Annotated in this window: 20 protein-coding genes; 9 read left to right on the top strand and 11 right to left on the bottom strand. The window is 75.4% G+C overall.

Features of this window, described 5'->3' with window-relative positions; all coding sequences use genetic code 11:
• Nucleotides 1-4: 4 nt before the first annotated feature.
• Genes CXR04_RS01250 through CXR04_RS01235 form a run of 4 tightly spaced genes read right to left on the bottom strand, consistent with a single transcriptional unit; the run spans nucleotide 5 to nucleotide 6010 of the window.
• The gene (locus CXR04_RS01250) at nucleotides 5-1225 is read right to left on the bottom strand and encodes a type III PLP-dependent enzyme (protein WP_101420058.1); all 1221 of its coding nucleotides are present in this window, start codon (nucleotides 1223-1225) and stop codon (nucleotides 5-7) included.
• Nucleotides 1222-2967 carry an IucA/IucC family protein gene (locus CXR04_RS01245; protein ID WP_101420057.1) on the bottom strand — a complete coding sequence of 582 codons (1746 nt, stop codon included), beginning with the start codon at nucleotides 2965-2967 and terminating at the stop codon, nucleotides 1222-1224. The genes CXR04_RS01250 and CXR04_RS01245 overlap by 4 nt, the downstream gene beginning before the upstream one ends.
• Entirely contained in the window at nucleotides 2967-4832 is a 1866-nt protein-coding gene (locus CXR04_RS01240) for an IucA/IucC family protein (protein WP_101420056.1), read from the bottom strand. Before CXR04_RS01240 ends, CXR04_RS01245 begins: the two co-directional genes overlap by 1 nt.
• Nucleotides 4829-6010 (bottom strand): ATP-grasp domain-containing protein, encoded by a 1182-nt coding sequence (locus CXR04_RS01235; RefSeq protein ID WP_101420055.1) that lies wholly within the window; start codon nucleotides 6008-6010, stop codon nucleotides 4829-4831. Before CXR04_RS01235 ends, CXR04_RS01240 begins: the two co-directional genes overlap by 4 nt.
• A gap of 302 nt (nucleotides 6011-6312) precedes the next feature.
• Here CXR04_RS01235 and CXR04_RS01230 point away from each other — a divergent pair, with 302 nt between their 5' ends.
• Nucleotides 6313-7593, top strand: a complete 1281-nt coding sequence (locus CXR04_RS01230; RefSeq protein WP_199850362.1) for an MFS transporter — start codon at nucleotides 6313-6315, stop codon at nucleotides 7591-7593.
• Nucleotides 7594-7617: 24 nt separating this feature from the next.
• On the opposite strand, the gene CXR04_RS01225 is transcribed toward CXR04_RS01230, so the two are convergent.
• From CXR04_RS01225 to CXR04_RS01215, 3 genes are all read right to left on the bottom strand, one after another.
• Nucleotides 7618-8652 carry a P1 family peptidase gene (locus CXR04_RS01225; RefSeq protein ID WP_101426129.1) on the bottom strand — a complete coding sequence of 345 codons (1035 nt, stop codon included), beginning with the start codon at nucleotides 8650-8652 and terminating at the stop codon, nucleotides 7618-7620.
• 11 nt (nucleotides 8653-8663) lie between these two features.
• Entirely contained in the window at nucleotides 8664-9107 is a 444-nt protein-coding gene (locus CXR04_RS01220) for a WD40 repeat domain-containing protein (RefSeq protein ID WP_234379975.1), read from the bottom strand.
• Nucleotides 9108-9505: 398 nt separating this feature from the next.
• A complete protein-coding gene (locus tag CXR04_RS01215; protein WP_101420054.1) occupies nucleotides 9506-10123 on the bottom strand; it encodes a hypothetical protein in 618 nt (205 codons plus the stop codon).
• A gap of 212 nt (nucleotides 10124-10335) precedes the next feature.
• Here CXR04_RS01215 and CXR04_RS01210 point away from each other — a divergent pair, with 212 nt between their 5' ends.
• On the top strand, nucleotides 10336-11538 hold the full coding sequence (locus tag CXR04_RS01210; RefSeq protein ID WP_101420053.1) for an IS110 family transposase: 1203 nt from the start codon (nucleotides 10336-10338) through the stop codon (nucleotides 11536-11538).
• 45 nt (nucleotides 11539-11583) lie between these two features.
• Here the strand turns inward: CXR04_RS01210 and CXR04_RS01205 are convergent, their stop codons facing one another.
• Nucleotides 11584-12015 (bottom strand): hypothetical protein, encoded by a 432-nt coding sequence (locus CXR04_RS01205; protein WP_199850361.1) that lies wholly within the window; start codon nucleotides 12013-12015, stop codon nucleotides 11584-11586.
• Between the two features lie 120 nt (nucleotides 12016-12135).
• Here CXR04_RS01205 and CXR04_RS01200 point away from each other — a divergent pair, with 120 nt between their 5' ends.
• The 3 genes from CXR04_RS01200 (at nucleotide 12136) to CXR04_RS01190 (ending at nucleotide 16629) form a co-directional block, all read left to right on the top strand.
• On the top strand, nucleotides 12136-13431 hold the full coding sequence (locus CXR04_RS01200; RefSeq protein ID WP_234379974.1) for a sensor histidine kinase: 1296 nt from the start codon (nucleotides 12136-12138) through the stop codon (nucleotides 13429-13431).
• Nucleotides 13428-14030 (top strand): response regulator transcription factor, encoded by a 603-nt coding sequence (locus tag CXR04_RS01195; protein WP_101420051.1) that lies wholly within the window; start codon nucleotides 13428-13430, stop codon nucleotides 14028-14030. The genes CXR04_RS01200 and CXR04_RS01195 overlap by 4 nt, the downstream gene beginning before the upstream one ends.
• A gap of 283 nt (nucleotides 14031-14313) precedes the next feature.
• The gene (locus tag CXR04_RS01190) at nucleotides 14314-16629 is read left to right on the top strand and encodes a glycosyl hydrolase family 18 protein (RefSeq protein ID WP_101420050.1); all 2316 of its coding nucleotides are present in this window, start codon (nucleotides 14314-14316) and stop codon (nucleotides 16627-16629) included.
• A 177-nt stretch (nucleotides 16630-16806) separates the two neighbouring features.
• Here CXR04_RS01190 and CXR04_RS01185 read toward each other — a convergent pair whose 3' ends face one another.
• Together CXR04_RS01185 and CXR04_RS01180 are read right to left on the bottom strand one after the other, a co-directional pair.
• Nucleotides 16807-17511 carry a permease prefix domain 1-containing protein gene (locus tag CXR04_RS01185; protein ID WP_101420049.1) on the bottom strand — a complete coding sequence of 235 codons (705 nt, stop codon included), beginning with the start codon at nucleotides 17509-17511 and terminating at the stop codon, nucleotides 16807-16809.
• The gene (locus CXR04_RS01180) at nucleotides 17508-17849 is read right to left on the bottom strand and encodes a PadR family transcriptional regulator (RefSeq protein WP_027742643.1); all 342 of its coding nucleotides are present in this window, start codon (nucleotides 17847-17849) and stop codon (nucleotides 17508-17510) included. The genes CXR04_RS01185 and CXR04_RS01180 overlap by 4 nt, the downstream gene beginning before the upstream one ends.
• A 74-nt stretch (nucleotides 17850-17923) precedes the next feature.
• On the opposite strand from CXR04_RS01180, the gene CXR04_RS01175 reads away from it, so the two are divergent.
• Together CXR04_RS01175 and CXR04_RS01170 are read left to right on the top strand one after the other, a co-directional pair.
• The gene (locus tag CXR04_RS01175) at nucleotides 17924-18400 is read left to right on the top strand and encodes a DUF2269 family protein (RefSeq protein ID WP_101420048.1); all 477 of its coding nucleotides are present in this window, start codon (nucleotides 17924-17926) and stop codon (nucleotides 18398-18400) included.
• 3 nt (nucleotides 18401-18403) lie between these two features.
• Complete coding sequence (locus tag CXR04_RS01170; protein ID WP_101420047.1) at nucleotides 18404-18676, top strand: hypothetical protein; 273 nt, start codon at nucleotides 18404-18406, stop codon at nucleotides 18674-18676.
• Here the strand turns inward: CXR04_RS01170 and CXR04_RS01165 are convergent.
• On the bottom strand, nucleotides 18669-19742 hold the full coding sequence (locus CXR04_RS01165) for a DUF4037 domain-containing protein (protein ID WP_101420046.1): 1074 nt from the start codon (nucleotides 19740-19742) through the stop codon (nucleotides 18669-18671). The two genes, CXR04_RS01170 and CXR04_RS01165, sit on opposite strands and share 8 nt — an antisense overlap.
• Nucleotides 19743-19928: 186 nt before the next feature.
• Here CXR04_RS01165 and CXR04_RS01160 point away from each other — a divergent pair, with 186 nt between their 5' ends.
• Both CXR04_RS01160 and CXR04_RS01155 read left to right on the top strand, forming a co-directional pair.
• Entirely contained in the window at nucleotides 19929-20882 is a 954-nt protein-coding gene (locus tag CXR04_RS01160; RefSeq protein ID WP_101420045.1) for an IS481 family transposase, read from the top strand.
• Between the two features lie 9 nt (nucleotides 20883-20891).
• Nucleotides 20892-21710 carry a GNAT family N-acetyltransferase gene (locus tag CXR04_RS01155; protein ID WP_101420044.1) on the top strand — a complete coding sequence of 273 codons (819 nt, stop codon included), beginning with the start codon at nucleotides 20892-20894 and terminating at the stop codon, nucleotides 21708-21710.
• The last annotated feature ends 83 nt before the right edge of the window (nucleotides 21711-21793 follow it).

Here is a 21793-nt window from a genome sequence, read left to right as displayed (position 1 = left end):
CCCCTCACCCCGGTCCGTCGAGGAAGTGGAAGCCGGGGTGCGGGTGCATGAGGAAGCCGTGGTGCGAGATGTTCCAGGCGTACGCGCCCGCCAGCGAGAACACCACCAGGTCCCCGGCACGCAGCCCCGCTGCCGGAACGCCCCGCGCCAGCACGTCCTTCGGCGTGCACAACTGGCCGGCGACCGTGACCTCCGCCCCGTGCGCCGCCGGCCGCGGCCAGGGGTGCGGCCACGGGCGGGGCGAGGGGTGGACGGTGCAGGGCTGGTCGTGGCCCTTCGTCGCCGGGGTGCGCAGATGGTGGGTGCCGCCGCGGACCACGGCGAACTCCTCGCCGTGGCTGCGCTTGACGTCCAGCACCTCGGTCGCGTACCAGCCGCAGTACGCGGTCAGCGCCCGCCCCGGCTCGACGCGCAGCGTCAGCCCGGGGTGCGTCGCGGCCAGCTCCGCGAGGCCGTCGCCGTACGTCCGCCAGTCGAACCGCCCCTCGGGCTCTGCGTAGTCGACGGCCATGCCGCCGCCGACGTCGACCTCCAGGGCGTGCGCGCCGAGCCCGGCCCGCCCGGCGAGCCGCAGCGCCCCGGTCACCACCGAGCGCGCCACGCCGAGCAGCCGCGGCGCGTCCAGCCCGCTGGCCAGGTGCGCGTGCACGCCGCGCAGCCGCAGCCGCGGGTACGCGCCCCCGGCGAGCAGCCGCGCGGCCTCGTCGGCGTCGGCGGGATCCAGGCCGAAGGGGGAGGGGCGGCCGCCCATGGCCAGCGCGCCGCCCGCCAGCGAGCCGTCGGCGACGGGCAGGTTGACGCGCAGCAGGACGTCCACGCCCGCGTCCGGCGGGGCGTCCGCGGTCTGCGCGCCGAGCACGCGCAGCTCGTGCAGGCTCTCGACGTGCACGCGGTGCACTCCCGCCGCGCGGGCGGCGGCCAGCTCTTCCGGCGTCTTGCCGGGCGCGCCGAAGGCGAGGCGGCGGCCGGGCACGGCGGCGGCGACGTGGGCGAGTTCGCCGCCGGAGGAGACCTCGTAGCCGTCGACGTACGGCGCGAGGGCGGCCAGGACCGTGGGTTCCGGGTTGGCCTTGGCGGCGTAGTACAGCTCGACGGGCGCCGGGAGGGCGGTGCGTACGGCGGCCGCGTGGGTGCGCAGCGCCGCCAGGTCGTAGACGTACGCGGGCAGCTCGTCGGGCGCGAGGGTGCCGAGGCGGGCCAGCACGCCGGGGGTCGGGGCGGTCAACGGTGGCTCCGGCGGGGCGAGTCGGGGGGAGGGGCGGCGAGCGGGTTCGGCAGGTCGACGTAGCCCGCCTCGCGGTCCGCGCGGCGGCCCCAGCGGGTCAGCAGGTTGGCCTTGGCGGGCAGCGGCGCCCCGCCGATCAGGGCGCGCAGCCGCGGCGGGTCGCCGAGGTCGCGGGCGCAGTCCAGCAGCACGGCGCGGACCCGCGCCCACAGCGCGGCCTCGTACCGCGGGTGCAGGTCGGCGAGCGCGGCGAGCATGTCCGCGACGTGGTTGACCAGCAGGCAGTACACCACCCGGTGCCAGCCGCGGCTCTCGTCGTACGTCATCGGCCCCGCCACCTCCGCGGGCAGCCCGGCGAGGGCGCCGGCGTGCCGGCCGGGCAGCAGTTTGGTGCCCTCCAGGTCGCGGAAGACCACCTGCGCCGGCATCCCCTCGGCGTCGACGCACAGCAGCACGTTCTGCAAGTGCGGCTCCAGCACCACGCCGTGGTCGAAGTAGGCGGCGAGGACGGGCGGGACGAGCAGTTCCAGGTACGCGGACCACCAGTCGAGGGCGGTCTGCGCGGCGGTGGCGGGCGGCAGCCGGGAGAGGTGCGCGGGGCCGGTCGGATACTCGTCGGCGACGGCGGCGGCGAGCAGCGGGGTGACGCCGGGGCGCAGCACGCCGGCCAGCCCGTCGCGGACGATCACCCCGAAGCCTTCGAGCAGCTTCTGGTCCGGCGCGCCGCCGGGCCCCGGCAGCGCCAGGCTGCGGTAGGCCGGTTCGCGGAGCAGGGCGGCGGCGGGGTGGCGGGCGGCGAGGGCGTCGAGCACGGGGTGCAGCAGCCGGGTCAGGGCGACTGCGCCGGACAGCTCGTAACGGGAGTTCTTCCGCACGCAGTTGGTGATGCGCACGTTGAGGCTGAACTTCAGGAAGCCGTCGCCGGTGTGCAGCGTGCGCACGGAGGCGGTCGGGGTGCACGGCGGGCCGCCGGTGCCGAGGTCGAGCACGTCGCCGCGGTCCAGGGCGGCGCGCAGCGCCGGGTGGCCGGCGAGGAGTTCGTGCTGCCAGGGGTGGACGGGCAGCAGCCGGTAGCCGTCCGGGACCGGGCGGAGCCGGTCGAGCGGGGCGGCGGCGCCGGGCCGAGCGGTCTCCTCGGCGGTCAGACGGGCCCGTACCGCGAGGTGGCGCAGCGGGAAGGCGGCACCGGCCTCGGGGGCGTACGCGGACCAGGCGGCCGTGCCGCCGCCGCGGGCCTTGGGCGTGGGGTGGAAGCGGTGGCCGAGCGGCAGACACTGCTCGGAGTCCAGATACACGGCGAGCGGCCCGGCGCCTGCCGCGGCCGCGGGCCGTTCGCGTACCGCCGCCAGCGCGTCGGCCGTACCCCGGTGGCTGGCCGCGACCTGCTCCAGGAACTCGTCGTTGCGCACGCCCGTACGCGCCGACAGCTCGTCCTGCACCAGCTCCGCCAGCCGCCGCCAGCCCGCCTCCGCCCAGTCGCCGTCCCGCCGTTCGGCGACCGGCCCGCGGAAGCGGTGCGCGCCCAGCAGCGAGGTGCGGCGCACCGCCACGCGCAGCAGCACGCCCCGGCGGGACAGCCGCAGCAGCAGCCGGCCGCCGTCGACGGTGGCCTGCCGCTCGGGTCCGCAGACCTCCCGCAGCAGGCAGTTGAGCAGGGTGTGCGCCACGGCCTCGTCGGCTGTCGGCAGGTCGGCGGGGGAGGCCGTCGCGGGCACGGTGGCGGGTGAGGCGGTAAGGGGCATCAACGGTTCCAGCCGGTGGACGGGTACGGGACGGTGCCGGGCCGTGGCCCGGAGGCGGCGGCGCGGAGGTAGTTCGGTCCAGTGGTGTAGTGCTTGTTGATGTCGGCCGCCCCCGAGCGCTCCTTGGACAAAAGCGTCCCGGCGGTGACCATCGCCTTCACCGGCAGGTGCCCGGCGGTCAGCACGTGCGCGCGCAGCACGGCGCCCGGCTCGCCGGGTCCGGTGCCGAGCCGGCCGACGGCCTCGGCGAGGCGGTCGCGTACGAGGGCGAGCAGCGCCGCGAGCGGGGCGCGGCCGTGCCGGGCGAGGCCGAACGCGTAGGCCCCGGCGCACAGATGGACGGTGATCGTGGCGAAGACGTCGGCCACGGGACCGTCGCCGTCGCACAGCGTGCGGGCGTCGGCGAAGTCGCCGGGGGCAGGCGCGTCGGGCCCGAGGGCGGCGCGCAGCCGGGCGTGGTGGATACGCGGGCCGTCGTCGTCCTTGAACAGCAGCCGTACGCGCGGGCGTCCGGTCGCGGTCCGGCCGGGCGGGTCGAGGACGAGCGAGACGTTCTGCTGGTGCGACTCCAGCGCGACGCCGTAGCCGAAGAGCGTGGTCTGGAAGTCGAAGAGGAGGGTGAGGAGGTCGTCGAGCAGGGCGAGGGGGTCGCCGCCGTGGCAGCGCTCCGCGAGGTGGTCGATGACGAGCCGGCCGCCGGGGGCGGGGGCCAGTAGGGCGGCGAGCGGGACGACGAGGGATCCGTCGAGCCCGGCGGGCTGGCGGCGGCAGAGCGCGGCGAGCAGGTCGTGTCCCGCGTGCGCGTAGGCGGTCTCGTCGGCGTGCAGCACGGTGCCGCGGAAGCGCGGCTCGCGCCGGACGACGGCCTCCAGCAGCCGCTGGACGGTCGCCCCGTCGGCGAGGGTGGCGGGCTTGACGGTGCGCCGGTTGCGCAGGCCCAGGGTGGCGGTGGCCAGCGGCAGCTTGAGGTGCAGCCGGGGGTCGGCGGCCGAGGCGACGGTACGCATCGAGAGCGTCGGCACCACGTCGAGGTACGGAACGGGGGCGAGCGCCGCCCGTTCGGCCAGGCCGGTGGCGCGCAGCGCGCCCTCCAGCGGGCCGCCGGGGGTCAGCGGGTGGACGGGCAGGGCGAGATGGGTGCCGTCGAGCGCGGCCGGCAGGCCGAGGGCGGAGGGAGCGGGCCAGCCGGCGGGCGGGTCCTGCGCGGCGGGGTCGAGGGTGCCGCGCAGGGTGAGGGCGTCGTACGGCAGGGCGAGCCAGCGCAGGGCGAAGCGGGGGTGGAACTCGGGGGCGTAGGCGCGCAGTTCGGACTCGCCGAGACCGGCGCGCCCGCGCGAGGCGGGGTACACGGGGTGGTCGAGGCGGGCGGCGAGCGCGTCGTACGCGAGGGTGCCCGCGTGCCCGGTCCAGCGCGCCGGTTCTGCCCCGTACCGCGCGGTGAGCGCCGCGGCCGTCGCGTCCCGGGTGGCGCTGTGCAGCCGCGCCGCGGCCAGCGCCTGCCGGCACTCCGCGGCGAAGCCGGCGAAGCCGTCGCGGTCTTCGGGCTCGGCGCGGCCCGCCAGGGCGGCGAGGACGGCGTCGAGCCCGGTGACCTCGGCGGTCGCGCCGCCGCTCTCGCGGAGCAGCAGCGGCAGGCGGGCGCCGTACGTGCCCTGGAAGCCGTCCGGCGCCACGGGCAGCAGCAGCGCGCCGCTACCGGCGGGGTCCGCGAGGCGCAGCCAGCGCCCGTCCGCCCGCTCCTGCGCCGTCGTACGGGTGCGCAGCCCGGCGGCGTCCTCGCGCAGCAGCGTGCTCAGCACCCGCAGCGTCAGCTCCGCCTCCTCGGCGTCCATCTCGCCCGCGGAGTCCGGCGCGGCCCCGGTCACGGCGTGATCTCCCAGCGCTGCGCGGCCAGGAAGTCCGCCACCGCCCGGTCCACCCGCCGCTGGTCGGTGCCGATGCCGCGGGCCACGCCGAGGAAGTCGCGGTTGGTGCGGTGCAGTTCGTGCCGCTCGCCCACCGCGCGCAGCGGCCGGTACGTCAGCTCCACCCCGTCCACCACCAGGTCCGCAGGACCCGGCGCGGCCGTCAGCGTCCCGGCGGCGTCCGCGCACGGGTAGGACAGCCGGGCCCGGCCGTCGGTCCGCACCCCCAGGTCCGCGGGCAGCGGCTCGCCCAGGTGCGTACGGAGGATGTGCGCGAAGAGCGGGATGCCGAGCAGCCGGGCGAGCAGCAGGTCGCACTGGTCGCCGATGGCGCGGTAGTTGACCTCCACGAGCCGCGCCCGGCCCCCGCTCACCACGAACTCGGTGTGGCAGGCGCCGAACCCGACGCCCAGCGCGTCGAGCTGCCCGAGCACCTGGGCCGTGACGTCGCCGGGGTGCGCGGGCACGTAGGACATGCGCTCCTCGGCGAAGTACGGCGGCGGCGACAGCTCGGTGTGGAAGCCGCCGAGGAGGTGGCGTACGCGGCCGTCGCCCAGCGTCTCCAGCGTGTACAGCTCGCCGGCCAGGAACTCCTCCACCACCAGCGCTTCGCCCGGCCGCCGCGCCCGGATCTCCGCGCACCGCCGCACCAGCTCCCCTGCGTCGGCCGCCAGCACCACGTCCTCGCTGGCGACACCCTCGCGCGGCTTGACCACGCACGGGTACGGCATGTCCAGCGCCGCCGGGTCCGCCCCGGCCGGCAGCTCCGCCGCCCGTACAGGATCGGTGCCCGCGGCGGCGAGCCGGCGGCGCATCTCGGCCTTGTCCTTGGTGGCGTGGGCGGCCCGCCAGCTCTTGGCGGGCAGCCCGAAGTAATCGGCGGCGAGCGCGGCCTGCGTCTGCAGGTGGTCGCTGTTGGTGAAGACCGCGTCCGGGCGGTGGTGGGCGGAGATGCGGGCGATCACGGCGCGGAAGTCGCGTACGTCGCAGCCGAGGGTCTCCGGCTCCGGTGCGCGCAGCCGGTGGGCGGCGGGCTGGTCGGTGAGCACCGTGACGTCGAGGCCGAGGCGGCGTGCGGCGGGGAGGAAGCCGTCCGTGACCGAGTCGGTGGGGTTGCGCGCCAGCAGATATAACCGCACGGAATCCTGACCTGACACCTTCCTGGAAGTACCCGCCACCTGCGGCAGAGGTAAGGCTTACCTTACTCTGTCGATCACCCGCCGGTGCACGGGGCGGGAAAACCGGCCGGGGGTCCGCGCCGCCCCGGCGCCGTACGGCCGCGCGGCGCCCGCCGGAGTCCACCTACCGAAATGGGTTTGAGCCCGCGGCGGGGTCGGAACGACACTGCGGGAGGAGCCGTGCCGCGACACGGTTCCCCTGCTATGCCCGCACGGCCGTCGCCCCGGCGCTGACGAGTCACCGTTTCGAAAGAGAGCCCCCGATGGCCACCGCCTCGCGCCGCCGGCGCCTGTCGCTGTCCCTGATGTTCCTCATACCAGGGCTGTCACTCTCGTCGTGGGTCACGCGCACCCCGGACGTCCGCGACGAGTTGGGGGCGTCCACGGCGGAGATGGGCCTGATCCTCTTCGGCCTGTCCGTGGGCTCCACCATCGGCATCGCCAGCTCGGGGGCGCTGGTGGCCCGGATGGGCACCCGGCCGGTGATCGGCGGCGGCACGGTGCTGATCGCGCTCGGGGTCGCGGGGGTGGGGACGGGGGCGCTCGCCTCGTCGGCGGCCCTCGTCACCGCCGGGCTCTTCGTCTTCGGCCTCGGCGGCGGCTCCGGCGAGGTGGCGCTGAACGTGGAGGGGGCGGAGGTCGAGCGGCTGCTCGGCAGGTCCGTGATGACGGCGCTGCACGGGTTCTTCAGCCTCGGCACCGTGCTCGGCGCGAGCCTCGGCATGCTGGCCACGGCCGCCGGCTTCCCCGTGCAGTGGCACCTGATCATCATGTCCGGCGTCGCGCTCGCCGTCTTCCTCGCCTCCTTCGGTGACGTACCGGGCGGCGTCGGCAAGCGGACGGCCACAGCCGCGGAGGCGGACGCCGCCGAGGGGAGCGAGGGGGCGGCCGGCGGGCGGCCGCTGTGGAAGGACACCCGGCTGCTGCTGATCGGCGCGGTCGTCCTGGCCATGGCGCTCGCCGAGGGCGCGGCCACCGACTGGCTGCCGCTGCTGATGGTCGACGGCCACGACCTCGACGCCGCGCTGGGCTCGCTGGTGTACGTGGGCTTCGCCACCGCCATGACCGTCGGCCGCTTCTGCGGCGGCTTCTTCATCGACCGGTTCGGGCGCTATCTCGTGATCCGCACCAGCGCGATCTCGGCGGCCCTCGGGCTGGTCGTGGTGATCTTCGTCGACCATCCGGTGGCCGCCGGCGCCGCGGTCCTCTTCTGGGGTCTCGGCGCCTCGCTGGGCTTCCCGGTCGCCATCTCGGCCGCCGGCGACTCCGGCCCGAACCCGACGGCCCGGGTGAGCATGGTGGCGATGATCGCGTACGCGGCCTTCCTGGTCGGCCCGCCGGGACTCGGCTTCCTGGGCGACCACTACGGGCTGCGCTCCGCGATGATCGCCGTCCTCGCGCTGGTCGCCACGGCGATCTTCCTCGCCCCCGCGGTGGGGGAGCGCCGCCGCGCGGTGGCGGACGTCAGGAACGATCCCGGGACCGCCCCGCGGCCCGCCCCGGAACCGGCGGACGACGCGGCGTGCGCGGACCGCGACCGCTGAGACTCCGGCGGCCCGGCCCGGCGTTCAGCGCCGGCCGAGCAGCCGGAGCAGCCGGCCGGCCGGCAGGGCGTACCGGGTGCGGCCCGCCGGGCCCGTCGTCGTGGTGGCGGCGAGCAGGGAGTTGAGCACCGCCTCCTCGACGGCGTCCATGACCCCCTCGAAGAGCGGGTCGAGACCGGCGTCCGCCGGCGGCGGGCCGCCGGGCCGCACGCCGAAGGCGATCGCGTAGTCGCCGCTCCCGTGCCCGTACGCCGCGCCCGTCCTGGCCAGTGCGAAGACCGCCCGCCGCGCCACCCGGGTCAACTGCCGGGCGTCCAGCGGCGCGTCGGTGGCCGCGACGACCATGCACGAGCCCGCCCCGGGCGTGGCCCCGGGGCCGGGCACGCCGAGGTCCGCGGGGGTGACGGTGCGGCCGAGGACGCGCAGCGTGCCGCCGAAGTTCGCCTGGACGAGGACGCCGACGCACGTGCCCTGCCCGCCGATGTCCACCAGCCGCGACGCCGTGCCCACCCCCGACTTGAAGCCCAGCGCCGCGACTCCCGTACCCGCGCCCGCGCACCCCTCCGCGACCGGGCCGCCGGCCGCCGTGTCGAGCGCGGCGCGCACGTGCTCGTCCCGTACCGGCCGGGCGCGGATGTCCGACAGCACGCCGTCGTTGCACTCGCCGACGACCGGGTTGAGGCTCGTCACGTCCGCGCAGGCGGGCTGCTCCAGCATCCAGCCGACGAGCGCGTCGGCGGACCGGAAGGCCGACAGCGTCGAGGTGAGCAGTACGGGTGTCTCCAGCGCGCCCAGCTCGGCGAGCTGCGTGCTGCCGATCAGCTTGCCGTACCCGTTCCCGGCGAACACCCCGGCGGGCAGCGGCGCCCCCGGGTGTACGTCCTCGGGCACGATCGCCGTGACGCCGCTGTGCAGCAGCGGGGGTTCGCGCAGCGTCACGTGGCCCACGCGCACGCCCGGCACGTCGGTGATCGCTCCGTAAGGACCGGCCGGGAGCCGGCCCGCCACCAGCCCCAGGTCCCGGGCCCGGCGCCCGGCGGGCGCGGCGAGTTCGTCCATGAAGCCGCAGGCTACGCCCCCTTCGCCGGCGGCGGCATGTTCCACACCTGGCGCACGCCGGTGTTGCGGGACGCCGTGACGAAGCGCCGGTGCGCCGTCACCGGGCCGCCGACCGGGCTGCCGTCGGCCAGGTCCCAGATCCGCAGGACGCCGTCCTTGCCGTCCTCGTGCCCGGTGCTGACGATCTTCCTGCCGTCCGGGGTGACCGCCACCGCGGCGACCGGCTTGTGCGCCTGGATCGACCGCCCGGCCGGGACGCCGCTCTCCAGGGCGAGCACGTGCACCTTCCCCTCGCCGCCGCCGGTGACGATCCGCCCGCCGTCGGGCGTGAGCGCGGCGTGCACGGACAGCGTGATGCCCCATTCGCCCATGTACCGGTGCACGTCCAGCGGTCCGGTGACCGGCTCGCCGGTCCTGAGGTTCCACACCCCGACCGTGCCGTGGCCGCTGGCCACGACGTGCGCGCCGTCCGGTGTGACCGCGACCGACCTGACGATGTTCGCGTACGTGTCGATCGCCGAGCAGCTTCCACGGCGCCAGGCGCCAGATGCGCAGCACCCCGTCGCCGCCTCCGGTGATCACGTGGCGCCCGTCCGGCGTCATCGCCAGCGACTGGATCCCGCCGCGCTGCTGCGCGCGGGCACCCGGCCTCGACAACAGCCGTTCCCGCCGCCCTGCCACGCCGTACTCCCCTCCGCGGGCACCGCCGGATCACCGAAGGCCGCGACGGACCACCGCGGTCCGCTCGCCGGCGCCCCAGCCTCACACGCGGGCCCGGGGACCCCTCCCGTGGCCGTACGCGGACATGCCGGACCCGGCGGCGGGGGCGCCGCGCACCACCGGGCCCGTACCGTCAGTGAGCGAAGAGCAGTTCGGCGGCGATCACCACGTCGACGACCCCGCACCACTCGGCGAACGTCGGCGACACGATTCCGTCGAGCCTGCGCATCCGCAGGTGGACGAAGTCCCACACGCCGTGGAAGAGCCAGCCCGCCGCCACCAGATACCGCCCCAGGTCCGGGTCCACCGCGAGTCCCGCCACCGCGAGCCCGCAGCACAGCACCGCGCCCGCGCTCTGCAGCCGGAAGACGGCCCCGCCGTGCGGCGTGCCGCGGACGGCGCCCCACAGCAGCAGGCCCGCCGCGGCCGCCACCAGCACGGTCGACGGCGCCACCAGCCCTGTCGTGCGCAGCGCGACCATCGCCGCGACGCCCGCGCCGAGGGCCGGCCAGGTCCAGCGCGGCCGGCCCGCCTGGGTGACGATCAGGTAGAGCAGCGGCAGCAGGGGCAGCGCCTCGCCGAAGGCGTCGGCCGCGCCGCCCGGGTCGCCGTCGCCGCCGGAGAACAGGCCGGGCACGGTCAGCGCGAGCGCCAGCGCCGTCGGCCAGCGGCGCAGCAGCGCCCGCGCGGGGCCATTCCCGGCGGGGGCGCTCTCGCCGGCGGGGGTCTTCGGGTACGTCGTCACGGACATGGGAACTCCGTAAGTTGTTGGGCGGCCCGGGAGGGCCGGATGTGGCTTATGGGTTCTTGCCTTCAGTGGCTTCCAAGGAGTGGCCGTCCGGTTCTCCGGGGCGCCCTGGCTGCTGATTGAGATGTGCGCGCTGTGTGCGGTCGCTGATTACGGAGATGACAGCGGGGTGTTCCTCGGGCCGGCGGCATGCTGTACGGAACGAGGAGGGGCGAGTGAGTGAGCGACAGGCCCGGGTCTGGGCCGGTATCGACGCGGGCAAGGGCCACCACTGGGCCGCGGTGGTCGACGACACCGGCGCCACGCTGTGGTCGAAGAAGATCGACAACGACGAGTCGGCGATCCTGACCGCGCTGGGGGAGATCCTCGCCCTGGCGGACCAGGTGCACTGGGCGGTGGACATCTCCGGCACGTCCTCCGCGCTGCTGCTGGCGCTGCTCGCGGCGCACGGCCAGCAGGCCGTCTACGTGCCCGGCCGCACGGTCAACCGCATGGCGGGCGCCTACCGGGGCGAGGCGAAGACCGACGCCCGCGACGCCTACGTCATCGCCGAGACGGCCCGCCACCGCCGGGACTTCACCACGATCGACGTGCCCGCGCAGCTCGCGGCCGACCTTGCGCTGCTTACCGCCCACCGCACCGACCTGGTCGCCGACCGGGTACGGATGATCAACCGGCTCCGCGACGTGCTGACCGGCGTCTTCCCCGCCCTGGAACATGCCTTCGACTACTCCGCCCACAAAGGCGCGCTGGTCCTGCTGACGGGCTACCAGACACCGGCCGCGATCCGCCGCCGCGGCCGGGCAAGGCTGACGGCCTGGCTGGCCAACCGCAGCGTGCGCGGCGCCGACGCGATCGCCGGGACCGCCCTGGAGGCGGCCCAGGCCCAGCAGACCGCGCCGCCCGGCGAGGATGTGGCCGCGCAGATCGTGGCCGACCTGGCCGGGCAGATCCTGGCCCTGGACGACCGGCTCAAGCGGATCGACAAGCAGATCCGCGAGACGTTCCGCAGCCATCCGCAGGCCGAGATCATCGAGTCCCTGCCCGGCATGGGCCCGATACTCGGCGCCGAGTTCATCGTCGCGGCCGGCGACCTGTCGGCCTACGCCGATGCCGGCCACCTCGCTTCGGCGGCCGGGCTGGTGCCCGTCCCGCGTGACTCCGGACGCCGCACCGGCAATCTGCACCGGCCCAACCGCTACAGCCGCCGCCTGCGGCGCGTCTTCTACATGTCCGCGCAGACCAGCATCATCCGTGAAGGCCCGAACCGGGACTTCTACCTCAAGAAGCGCGGCGAGGGCTGCAAGCACGTCCAAGCTGTCATCGCCCTGGCCCGCCGACGAGCAAGCGTGCTCTGGGCGCTGCTGCGTGACGGACGAACGTTCACCTCCGCCCCACCGGTCACGCAAGCAGCTTGACTTCATCATTGAGACTCCTCGGTACGCAAGGGGGATCGGGCGGGGTCAGGCGCCGTACTCGGCGCGGCGGCGCAGCATGACCAGCAGCATCAGCGGCAGCATCGCCAGGTGCTCCAGCACCGTCAGCGAGTCCGGCTGCACCGCGCCCAGCCACAGCAGCGGGAACAGCACCGCCGCGGGCACGAACATCGCGCCGCACATCTCGGCCGTGGCCCGCGCGCCGTGGCCGCGGTGGCGCATCCACAGCGTCATGCCCGCCGACATGCCGAACGCCATCTCCAGGCTCGCCAGTTCGGGGTGGCGCTCCGCGGACAGTTCGAAGCCGGCGAGCGCCAGCCCGCCGCGGACCAGCGCGCCGAGCACGAGCATGCCGGCGGCCATCGCCACCACCATCTCCACGTAGTGGCGCGCGAAGTGCCACCAGCCGTGGCCCTGTTGCGCCGCGGGCCGGGCCGCGGTCTCGACGGGTGTCTGCACTGCGATCTCCTCGGGGGTACGGGGCCGGGGTATCCCGGCGCCGTTCCAGACTGGCGCCGCCGCGGGCCCGCCAGTAGTGCCGAAGCCGCACGTCCGGGCGTGCCGCCGTCACCTCCGCGCATGACATCTGTCATGCGGGTACGGGCCGTACGGCACGGGCCGCCGGCGCGCCGCTGCTGCCACAATGTCGGCGTGCGCGACGGGGAGAGCGAACGCGGGACCGGGCTGGCCGGCTTCCGCCGCTACACGTGGTGGGCGGTGCCCGGCACCGCCGTGCTGTGCCTGCTGCCGCTGTACGGCGGCTGGCTGCTGGACGGCGACGTGCCTGCGTGGGCCCGCGCCCCTGCCGTGGCGGCGCTCGCCGTCGCGGCGGTGGCCAGTGCGGTGCTGCTCAGCGCGCGGCTGGCACCGCAGGACCCGGACGGCGCGGGCCCCGTACGCCCGCCGCGCGGCTGGCTGTCCGCCGACCTCGCCGCCACCGCCGTGCTCGCCGTCCTGCCGCTGGTGCGGCAGAACTACGGCCTGTGGGGCCTCGCCCCCGCGATCGCAGTGGCGATCGGCGCCACGTATCTGACCGGCCGCCGCCGGCTGGCGTTCGCCGGCGGGGCGATCGCGCTGGCGACGCTGCCGGGGGGCAGCGTCGCCCTCGCCGCCGGAGACGGGGAGTTCGTGTACGCCGCGCTCTTCCCCGCGGGGCTGGTCGCGTTCAGCGTCTGGATGCTGCTCGGGCCGCTGTGGGCCTGGGACGTCGCCGGGCGGCTGGACCGGGCGCGGCGCCTGGAGGCGGAGGTCGCGGTCAAGGACGAGCGGCTGCGGTTCGCCGCCGACCTGCACGACATCCAGGGGCACCACCTCCAGGTCATCGCGCTCAAGAGCGAACTGGCCGCCCGGCTCGCGGAGCGCGACCCGGCGCGCGCCGCCGCCGAGATGTGCGACGTACGGCAGTTGGCCGCCGACGCGCTGCGCGACACCCGCGCGGTGGTGCACGGCTACCGCAGCACGACGCTCGACGACGAGATCGCCAACGCCACCCGGGTGCTCGCCGCGGCCGACATCGACGCCCGGATGACGCTCGACCCCGCGGCGGTCGCCGCCGGCCGCGCCGCGCCCGCGCGCCATCTGCTGGGCCTGGTCGTACGGGAGGCCACCACCAACGTGCTCCGGCACAGCAGCGCCCGGTGCGCCGAGGTCGACTACCGGCTGGCCGGCGGGCTCGCGCGGCTGCGGTTCAGCAACGACGGCGCCGGCGCACCGGAACCGTCCGCTGCCGCCCGGCCGGCCGACGGCGGCTCCGGCCTGCCCGGCCTCGCCGAGCGGCTGCGCGCTGCCGGCGGCGAGCTGACCTGGGCCCGCGACGGCGACCGCTTCGAGGTCGTCGCCTCGCTGCCGGGCCGGGCGAACGGCGCCGCCCGGTGATCCGGCTGCTCCTCGCCGACGACGAGGACCTCCTCAGAAGCGCGCTCGCCGCGCTGCTCGCGCTGGAGGACGACCTCGACGTGGTCGCCGAGGCGGCCACCGCCACCGACGCGGTGCTGCGCGCCCGCGAGCACCGCCCCGACATCGCCGTGCTCGACCTGGAGATGCCGCCCACCGACGGGCTCACGGCCGCCGAGGAGATCCGCGCGGAACTGCCCACCCAGGTCGTCATCGTCACCCGGCACGCCCGGCCCGCCGTGCTGCGCCGCGCGCTGGCCGCGGGGGTCCGCGGCTTCGTGCCCAAGACGACCCCCGCGGCGCGGCTCGCCGAGATCGTCCGGGACGTCGCCGCCGGCCGCCGCTACGTCGACCCGGACATCGCCGCCGCCGCACTGACCGAGGACGACTGCCCGCTCAGCGACCGGGAGCTGGAGGTGCTGCGCGCGGCCCGTACCGGCGCGTCGGTGGCGGAGATCGCCGCCGAGGTGCACCTGGCGCCCGGGACCGTACGCAACTACCTCTCCGCCGCGATGGCCAAGCTCGGCGCCAACTCGCGGCACGCGGCCGCGCACCGGGCCTGGCAGCAGGGCTGGATCTGAGCGGTGCGCCGACGGCCCCCGTCCGGGGGTGAATCGGGCCGTGCGCGGGTCAAGGGACGGTAAAATTTAGAGGGATTGGTCCAGTCCTTTTCGGTGCACCGGAGCGTGGCGGAGTCGTCCGGCCGCCCGGATTGGTACGGTCCGGCGCTCCCGCCGCTCGCATTGACATGTTCGCGACCTGGGGCTGTCTTAGAGGTCTATACCGCACGATTCGCGTCCGACCACCCGAGCACGCGAACTCCCCGCCGCGCGGGTGGACGCCGTCTTCCCCACAAGGAGAGCCGTGTCCGTGCAGAGAGCCGCACCCTTACGCCTCAGATCGTTCCCCGTGTCCCGGCGCCTGCTCGCCGTCCTCGCCGTGCTGGCGCTGGCGCTCACCGGGCTCACCACGCTCGCCCCGCCGGCCAGCGCCCAGGCCGGGCTGACCGCGACGTTCAGCAGCTCCGGCAGCGGCTCGTCGTGGACGGGCAAGTTCGTGGTGGCCAACGCCGGCACCGCCGCGGTGGAGAACTGGTCGCTGGAGTTCGACCTCCCGGCCGGGGTGTCGATCAGCAACCACACCCACGGCACCGCGCAGGTCGACGGCCGCCACGTCACCGTCACGCCCGCGTACTACAACGCCCGCGTCCCGGCCGGCCGCAACACCGAGCCGTACAGCTACACCTTCACCGGCAGCGGCCCGATGACCGCGCCCACCGGCTGCCTGATCAACGGCGACAAGTGCGACGGCAGCCCCGCCGTGCCCCCGCAGGCACCGGGCGGCGTCGGCGTCGCCGACACCACCGCCCGTACCGTGACGCTGAAGTGGAACGCGGCGACGCAGGGCGACTTCCCCGTGACCTCGTACGAGGTCCTGCGCGGCGGTGCCGTCGTGGCGGCGAGCGCCACCACCCAGGCCACCGTCCGCGACCTGACCCCCGCCACCTCCTACCAGTTCACCGTCCGGGCCAAGGACTCCCGCGGCAACGAGGGCCCGCCCAGCGCCCCCGTGACCGCGACGACCGTGGACCCGGCGACCGACACCGTGCCGCCCACGGCGCCGCCCAACCTGCGCTCCACGGCCGTGACGTCCAGCACCGTGGCGCTCCGGTGGGACGCGGCGACCGACGACAAGCGCGTCGCCGCGTACGACGTCCACCGCGGCTCCGCGCTGGTCGCCAGCGTGCCCGCGGACACCCTGACCACCACGCTGACCGGGCTGACGCCCGCGACGCAGTACGCCTTCACGGTCAGGGCCCGCGACGCCGCCGACAACCCCTCGCCCGCAAGCAACACCCTGACCGTCACCACCGACGAGGCCGTCGGCCAGGGCGGCTACGCCAAGGTCGGCTACTTCGTGCAGTGGGGCATCTACGGCCGCCAGTACTTCGTGAAGGACCTCGACACCTCCGGCGCCGCCGCCAGGATGGACGTCATCAACTACGCCTTCGCCAACATCGACCCGCAGAACCTCACCTGCCTCAACGGCGTCACCAAGGGCACCACGCCGAACCCGCAGGACCCCAACCAGGGCGACGGCGCCGGCGACGCCGAGGCCGACTACGGCCGGGCCTTCCCCGCCGGCCAGTCGGTCGACGGCGTCGCCGACGACGGCTGGGGCAAGCTGCGCGGCAACTTCAACCAGCTCAAGAAGCTCAAGGCCAAGCACCCGCACCTGAAGATCCTCATCTCGCTGGGCGGCTGGACCTACTCCAAGTACTTCTCCGACGTCGCCAAGACGCCCGCCTCCCGGGAGAAGTTCGTCAAGTCCTGCATCGACATGTACATCAAGGGCGACCTGCCCGCGTACAACGGCGCCGGCGGCCCCGGCGTGGCCGCCGGCATCTTCGACGGCATCGACCTGGACTGGGAGTGGCCGGGATCGCCCGACGGCCACCCGGGCAACCACTGGTCCACCGACGACAAGGCCAACAACACCGCGCTGATCGCCGAGTTCCGGCGGCAGCTCGACGCGCTGGGCGGCGACCACAAGCTGCTGACCGCCTTCACCCCCGCCGACCCCAAGAAGATCGACGCCGGCTGGGACCTGAAGGAGATCTTCACGTACATGGACTTCGCCAACGTCCAGGGCTACGACTTCCACGGCTCCGGCAGCGACAACTCCTGGGAGCCCAACCGCACCGGCCACCAGGCCAACCTGTACCCGGACGCGCAGTCGCCGTACCCGAACGACTTCAGCATCGACGGCGCCGTGCAGCACTACCTGGACGCGGGCGTGAAGCCGCGCAAGCTGACCATCGGCTTCCCGTTCTACGGGCGCGGCTGGCAGCAGGTGGCCGACGGCGGCGCCAACGGCGAGTGGCAGAGCGCCAACGGGGCCGCGCCCGGCCAGTTCCAGGAGGAGGCCGGCAACCGCGGCTACGACAACCTGGTCGCCATGGTGCCCAACATGACCGTGCACCACGACACCCAGTCCGTGGCCACGTACGGGTACACCGGGGCGAACGGCCAGTGGTGGTCCTTCGACGACACCTGGGCGATCGACCAGAAGACCGCGTACATCAGACAGAAGGGGCTGCTCGGCGGGATGGTCTGGGAGATGTCCGGAGACCTGCCGAACGGCACCTTGTTCAACGCGCTGGACCGCGGACTCCCGTAGGCCGGGGAGGGGCCGTACGGTACGCCACCCGCCGTACGGACCGGGCCCGGCCGCAGCCCTGCGGCCGGGCCTGCCGTCCCGCCCGCGGCGCGCCGTCCGGGCGCCGCGGGCGCCGGCGCGCCCCGGGCCGCCGGGCGGTCGCGGCCGTACGGCCGCGATCGGGCGCGTACGGGACCGTCAGCGCGCGAGCAGCGCGCAGTGCCGGCAGGCGCGGGCGGAGGCCGCGAGCCGGGTGTGCGCGACGAGGGTGACCGCGCCGGCCAGCGCTCCCGCCGGCCAGTCCTGCGCCAGCACGGCGCCGGCGGTGAGCGTGAGCGCGCTGACCGCCAGTGCCACGGCCGCGGTGGTGCCGGTCCAGGCCACCACGAGCGGCAGTTGCCGCGGGGTGGCCGCCCGGCGGGCGATGGCGCCGGTGGCGGCCAGCGACCCGGCGGCGAGCAGCGCGGCCAGCGCGGCGAGGCCGCCCAGGTTGGCCGCGAGCACGTGTACGGCCGCGGGCAGTTGCCCGCCGGCGTCCTCCGCGGTGGCCCCGACCAGATACCAGCAGGCCATCAGGAACGGGACGACGAGCGCGACGATCCGCGCGGTCTGCCGGGCCTGCGCGACGGTCAGCTCGCGCTGGAACGCGGGGCCGACCTCCGCCACGGTGCCGAACTCGCGCACCGCGCGGGCCGCCGCGGCGGCGGGGGAGGGCGCACCCGCCTCGGCGTGCGCGTCGGCGGCGTCGGTGAGCCCGTCGCGTACCTCCGCCAGCATCCGGGATTTGACGCGGGCGGGGCCGTGCAGCGCGGCGTCCAGGGCGGCGAGGTGGTCCTCGACGGCGCCGCGTCCGGGAGCGGCGGCGGCGCCGGCGCCCGCGCCGCGGTGCTCCGCGGCCGTCACGTCGCCGGCCTCGGCGCGCGGCCCGGGTCCAGGACCGAGCCGATGGCGCTGGTGAACTCCCGCCAGGCGGTGCGCTCGTCGGCCAGCGCGCGGCGGCCCGCGTCGGTCAGCTCGTAGCAGCGCCGCCGGCGCTCGCCCACCGACTCCCAGGTGCTGCGCAGCAGTCCCGTGCGCTCCAGCCGGTTCAGCGCCGGATAGACCGTGCCCGTACGCAGCTCAAGCGCGCCCGCGCTGCGCTGCTGCACGGCGGTGATGATCGCGTAGCCGTGCAGCGGGCCGCCTTCGAGCGCGGCGAGCAGCAGTCCGTCCAAGTGTCCGCGTACCGGATCGCCTCTCATGGCCGACCACCCTACCTCCTGTTGTTGGTGTGCTATGTATTGGTAGCCAACATATAAACCACCGGGAGGCTGCGGTGACGAAGGTCCTGCTGTCCATACATGTGCTCGCGGCGATCCTGGCTATCGGGCCGATCGCCGTGGCGGCGTCGGTGTTCCCCCGGATCGCCCGCGAGTCGGCCGCCGCCGACCCCGCGCACCGCGACCGGACACCCGCGTTCCTGCACCGCGTCTGCCGCGCGTACGCCGTCGTGGGCCTGGCCGTGCCCGCCTTCGGCGTGGCCACCGGAGCGCAGCTCGGGGTGCTGACCGACGCCTGGCTGCTCGCCTCGATCGCGCTGACGACCGGCGCCGCGGCCCTGCTGGTGCTCGCGATCCTGCCGGGACAGCAGCGCATGCTCACCGGGGTGAGCGGCGACGCCCCGGCCGTGGCGGATGAAGGACTGCGCCCCGCGGCGGGCCGGCTGGCCATGCTCACCGGGGTCTTCAACCTGCTGTGGGCGGTCGTCGTCGTGCTGATGATCGTCCGCCCCGGCTCCACCACGGGGGCCTGAGCCGTGCGCGCGCTGCGGATCGCCGCCACCGTCGAACTGGTCACCCTCGCGGCCCTGCTGGTCAACCTGGCCACCGTGCACACCGGCGCCGTCACCGCCCTCGGCGGCCCGCTGCACGGCACCGCCTACCTCGCGGTCATCGCCCTCACCTGGGCGACGACCCCGGCGCACACCGCGCCCGGCACCCGGCCGCGGGCGGTCGTCCCGGGCGTCGGCGGCCTGCTGGTGCTGCGCCGGCTGCGCGGCGGGCGGCCGCCGGCCCCGCCCGTCAGTTGACGGGTCCGCCGGGCCGGGCGAGATAGCGGCGGCGGCGGTCGGCGAAGCCGTGTGCCGTGAGGTCGGTGCTGTCGGCGTACTGGTCCACGGACCCCACCGGCGGCAGCGCCGCCAGCTCCGGGTCGCCGACCGTGGCCAGCAGCGCGGCGCAGAAGCGCTCGGCGCCCAGCACGAGGAACGGCCGCTCGTAGAAGGGGTGCACCTCCGGCGCCAGCGGCTCGGTTAGCTCCAGCTCGTTGTGCAGCCGCGCCACCCGCTCGTACGCGGGCGACAACTGCCGCTCGCGCTCCCGCCAGCCGCGCGCCGCCAGCGCCCCGGACAGCAGCGGCGCCAGCTCCGCCGCCTCCGGGAGCGCGGCGAAGGCGGAGCCGAGCCACTTGCCGTACGGCGGGTAGACCCGGCGCATCAGCAGGCACAGCCGCATCAGCTCCCGCGCCTGCCGGGCGGCGGTCACCGCGGACCCCAGGTCGTCCCCGACCTCCCCGCAGCGCCCGACGAACGGCTCCTCCTGGTGCAGCCGCTGCCACTGGCACGCCAGTACGTAGCGCCACACCGGGTCCGGATACCAGCGGAGGTGCTCCCGGTACGAGGTGAGCACCCCGGCGCCGTCATGGAACACCGCGCCGCCCGTCAGCTCCCGCAGCACCTGCCACGGCGCGGCCAGCCAACCGCCCACCGGCAGCCCGCCGTCCGGCACCTCGCCGAGCTGCGCCGCGAAGTGCGCGCCGGTGTCGAGCACGTCGACCCAGTGCCGCGGCGCCGTGCCGCCGGGGAACGCGAAGCGCACCGGGTAGCCGCCGAACCGCTCGGGCAGCTCCCGGTCGAGCAGCGCGGTCAGCGCCGCGGCGTGCGCCCGGTGGTCGGCCGGGGCGAGGAACACCTGCAGCCGCGGGCCCCAGGCGTGGTCCGTCGAGCGCGGGGTGTCGAAGCCCTGCACCTCCGAACCCCAGCCCAGCAGCGCGGCCGCGTACGGCGTCCCGGCGAGCACCCGGTCCAGGAGCGGGGCGACGGCCTCGGCGTGGAAGTCCCGGGCCAGCGCGAGACCGGGGCGGAATGCGGTGTTCATCGCCGTCACCCTCGCAGACCGCGGCGGCCGGGTGCCACCGTGTTTCCCGGCCGCCACGGCGGCCTAGATGTTCTGTCCGGGGAGGTTGTGGACGGGTGGGCGAGGTCTCGGCTGTGGGATCTTGAAGAGGTGAGGGCCTTCCTGTTCGGTGTGGATTGCGACATCTACACCAACAGAAAGACCCTCATGCCACACCGTAATGCACCCCTGACCGAGACTGGCCGGCTGCGTCTGGCCCGCTGCGTGGTCGAGGACGGCTGGCCCCTGCGCCGTGCTGCCGAGCGCTTCCAGGTATCGCCGACCACCGCACAGCGGTGGGCCGACCGCTACCGCGCGTGTGGTGAGGCGGGCATGGCCGACCGCTCCAGCCGCCCCCGCCGCTGCCCGCGCCGGACCCCGACCCGCACCGAGCGCCGGATCATCAAGGTCCGCGTCCTGCGCCGCTGGGGACCAGCCCGCATCGCCCACCTGCTCGGTCTGATCCCCTCGACCGTGCACCGCGTGCTGACCCGCTACCGCCTGGCCCGCCTGACCCACCTGGACCGGGCCACGGGCCGCGTCATCCGCCGCTACGAACGCGACCGCCCCGGCGAACTGGTGCACGTCGACATCAAGAAGCTCGGCAACATCCCCGACGGCGGCGGCCACAAGGTCCTGGGCCGGCAAGCCGGCCGCAAGACCCGCAAGAACGCCGGCTACAGCTACCTCCACACCGCCGTCGACGACCACTCCCGCCTCGCCTACAGCGAAATCCACACCGACGAGAAGAAGGAGACCGCCACCGCCTTCTGGACCCGCGCCCACGCCTTCTTCACCGACTGCGGCATCACCGTCGAGCGCGTACTGACCGACAACGGCGCCTGCTACAAGTCGCACACCTGGCGCGATGCACTCGCCGACGCAGGGATCACTCACAAGCGAACCCGGCCCTACCGGCCACAGACCAACGGCAAGGTCGAACGCCTCAACCGCACCCTGCTCGACGAGTGGGCCTACGCAAAGCCCTACCGATCAGAACAGGAACGACGCGACGCCTTCCCCACATGGCTGCACACCTACAATCACCACCGCGGACACACCGCGCTGAAGGGCCAACCACCCGCCACCCGCGTCCCCAACCTCTCCGGGCAATACACCTAGAGTGCCCGGATGATCCCCTCGGAGTCCCCCGGCGCGGGTGGCGCCCTGGCCGAGACCGTGCGCGGGCTGCAGGAGCGGGCGGCACGGGCACTGCCCGCGGAACAGGTCGAGCACGCGGACGGCTGGTGGCTGCGGCACGACTCGGGCAGCTCGTGGTGGGTGGCCTCGGTGCTGCCGCACGGTCCCGACGGGCTCGACGGTCCTGACACCTCCACCGCGGCGGAGCTGGCGCGCCGGGTGGCGCGCGCCGAGGAGTTCTACGCCCGGCACGGGGGCACGGCGCGGTTCCAGATCACCCCGGCCGCCTGCCCCGCCGGGCTCGACGGCCTGCTCGCCGGGCGCGGCTACGACCGCGCGCACCCCGTCTCCCTCCAGGCCGCCGCGGTCGCCGACGTGCCGGGGCAGCGGGGCGGGGGCCCGCTCCGGGTACGTATCGAAGACCGCCCGGGCGACGCGTGGTTCGCCGTCTGGCACGCCGTCCACGGCGGGGGCGCGGGGCCCGCCGCGCGGGGGCTGCTCGACCGGGTCGCGGGACCGTCCGCGTACGCCCGCGTCCTGGACGGCGACGAGACGGTGGCCGTGGGCCGCGCGGTCGCCGACTCCGGCTGGGCCGGCGTCTTCGCCATGGCCACCGTGCCCGCCGCGCGGGGGAGGGGCGCCGGCGCGCGGGTGCTCGGCGCGCTGGCGGACTGGGCCGGGGCGCACGGCGCGGCGCGTCTGTACCTCCAGGTGGAGCGCGACAACCCGGCGGCCCTGCGGCTCTACGCACGCGCGGGGTTCCGCGAGCTGTGCACATACCACTACCGCACCGCCGGAGCAAAGCCCTGATCCGGCCGTGTGGCGACGCGCCCGGTGGGCACCGCATCGCCTGACAGCGAGCGGGGCCGCACTGGACAATGGGGCAGGTGGTG

Origin of the sequence: Streptomyces sp. CMB-StM0423 (assembly GCF_002847285.1) — a bacterium.
Classification (GTDB): Bacteria; Actinomycetota; Actinomycetes; order Streptomycetales; family Streptomycetaceae; genus Streptomyces.
This window is presented reverse-complemented; position numbering and strand designations above follow the sequence as displayed.

Excerpts from the sequence above, each read along its gene's own strand:
- CXR04_RS01230 (WP_199850362.1), top strand. The coding sequence starts at position 6,313 with ATGGCCACCGCCTCGCGCCGCCGGCGCCTGTCGCTGTCCCTGATGTTC.
- CXR04_RS01155 (WP_101420044.1), top strand. The coding sequence starts at position 20,892 with ATGATCCCCTCGGAGTCCCCCGGCGCGGGTGGCGCCCTGGCCGAGACC.
- CXR04_RS01225 (WP_101426129.1), bottom strand. The coding sequence starts at position 8,652 with ATGGACGAACTCGCCGCGCCCGCCGGGCGCCGGGCCCGGGACCTGGGG.
- CXR04_RS01200 (WP_234379974.1), top strand. The coding sequence starts at position 12,136 with ATGACATCTGTCATGCGGGTACGGGCCGTACGGCACGGGCCGCCGGCG.
- CXR04_RS01180 (WP_027742643.1), bottom strand. The coding sequence starts at position 17,849 with ATGAGAGGCGATCCGGTACGCGGACACTTGGACGGACTGCTGCTCGCC.
- CXR04_RS01165 (WP_101420046.1), bottom strand. The coding sequence starts at position 19,742 with ATGAACACCGCATTCCGCCCCGGTCTCGCGCTGGCCCGGGACTTCCAC.
- CXR04_RS01245 (WP_101420057.1), bottom strand. The coding sequence starts at position 2,967 with ATGCCCCTTACCGCCTCACCCGCCACCGTGCCCGCGACGGCCTCCCCC.
- CXR04_RS01160 (WP_101420045.1), top strand. The coding sequence starts at position 19,929 with ATGCCACACCGTAATGCACCCCTGACCGAGACTGGCCGGCTGCGTCTG.
- CXR04_RS01215 (WP_101420054.1), bottom strand. The coding sequence starts at position 10,123 with ATGTCCGTGACGACGTACCCGAAGACCCCCGCCGGCGAGAGCGCCCCC.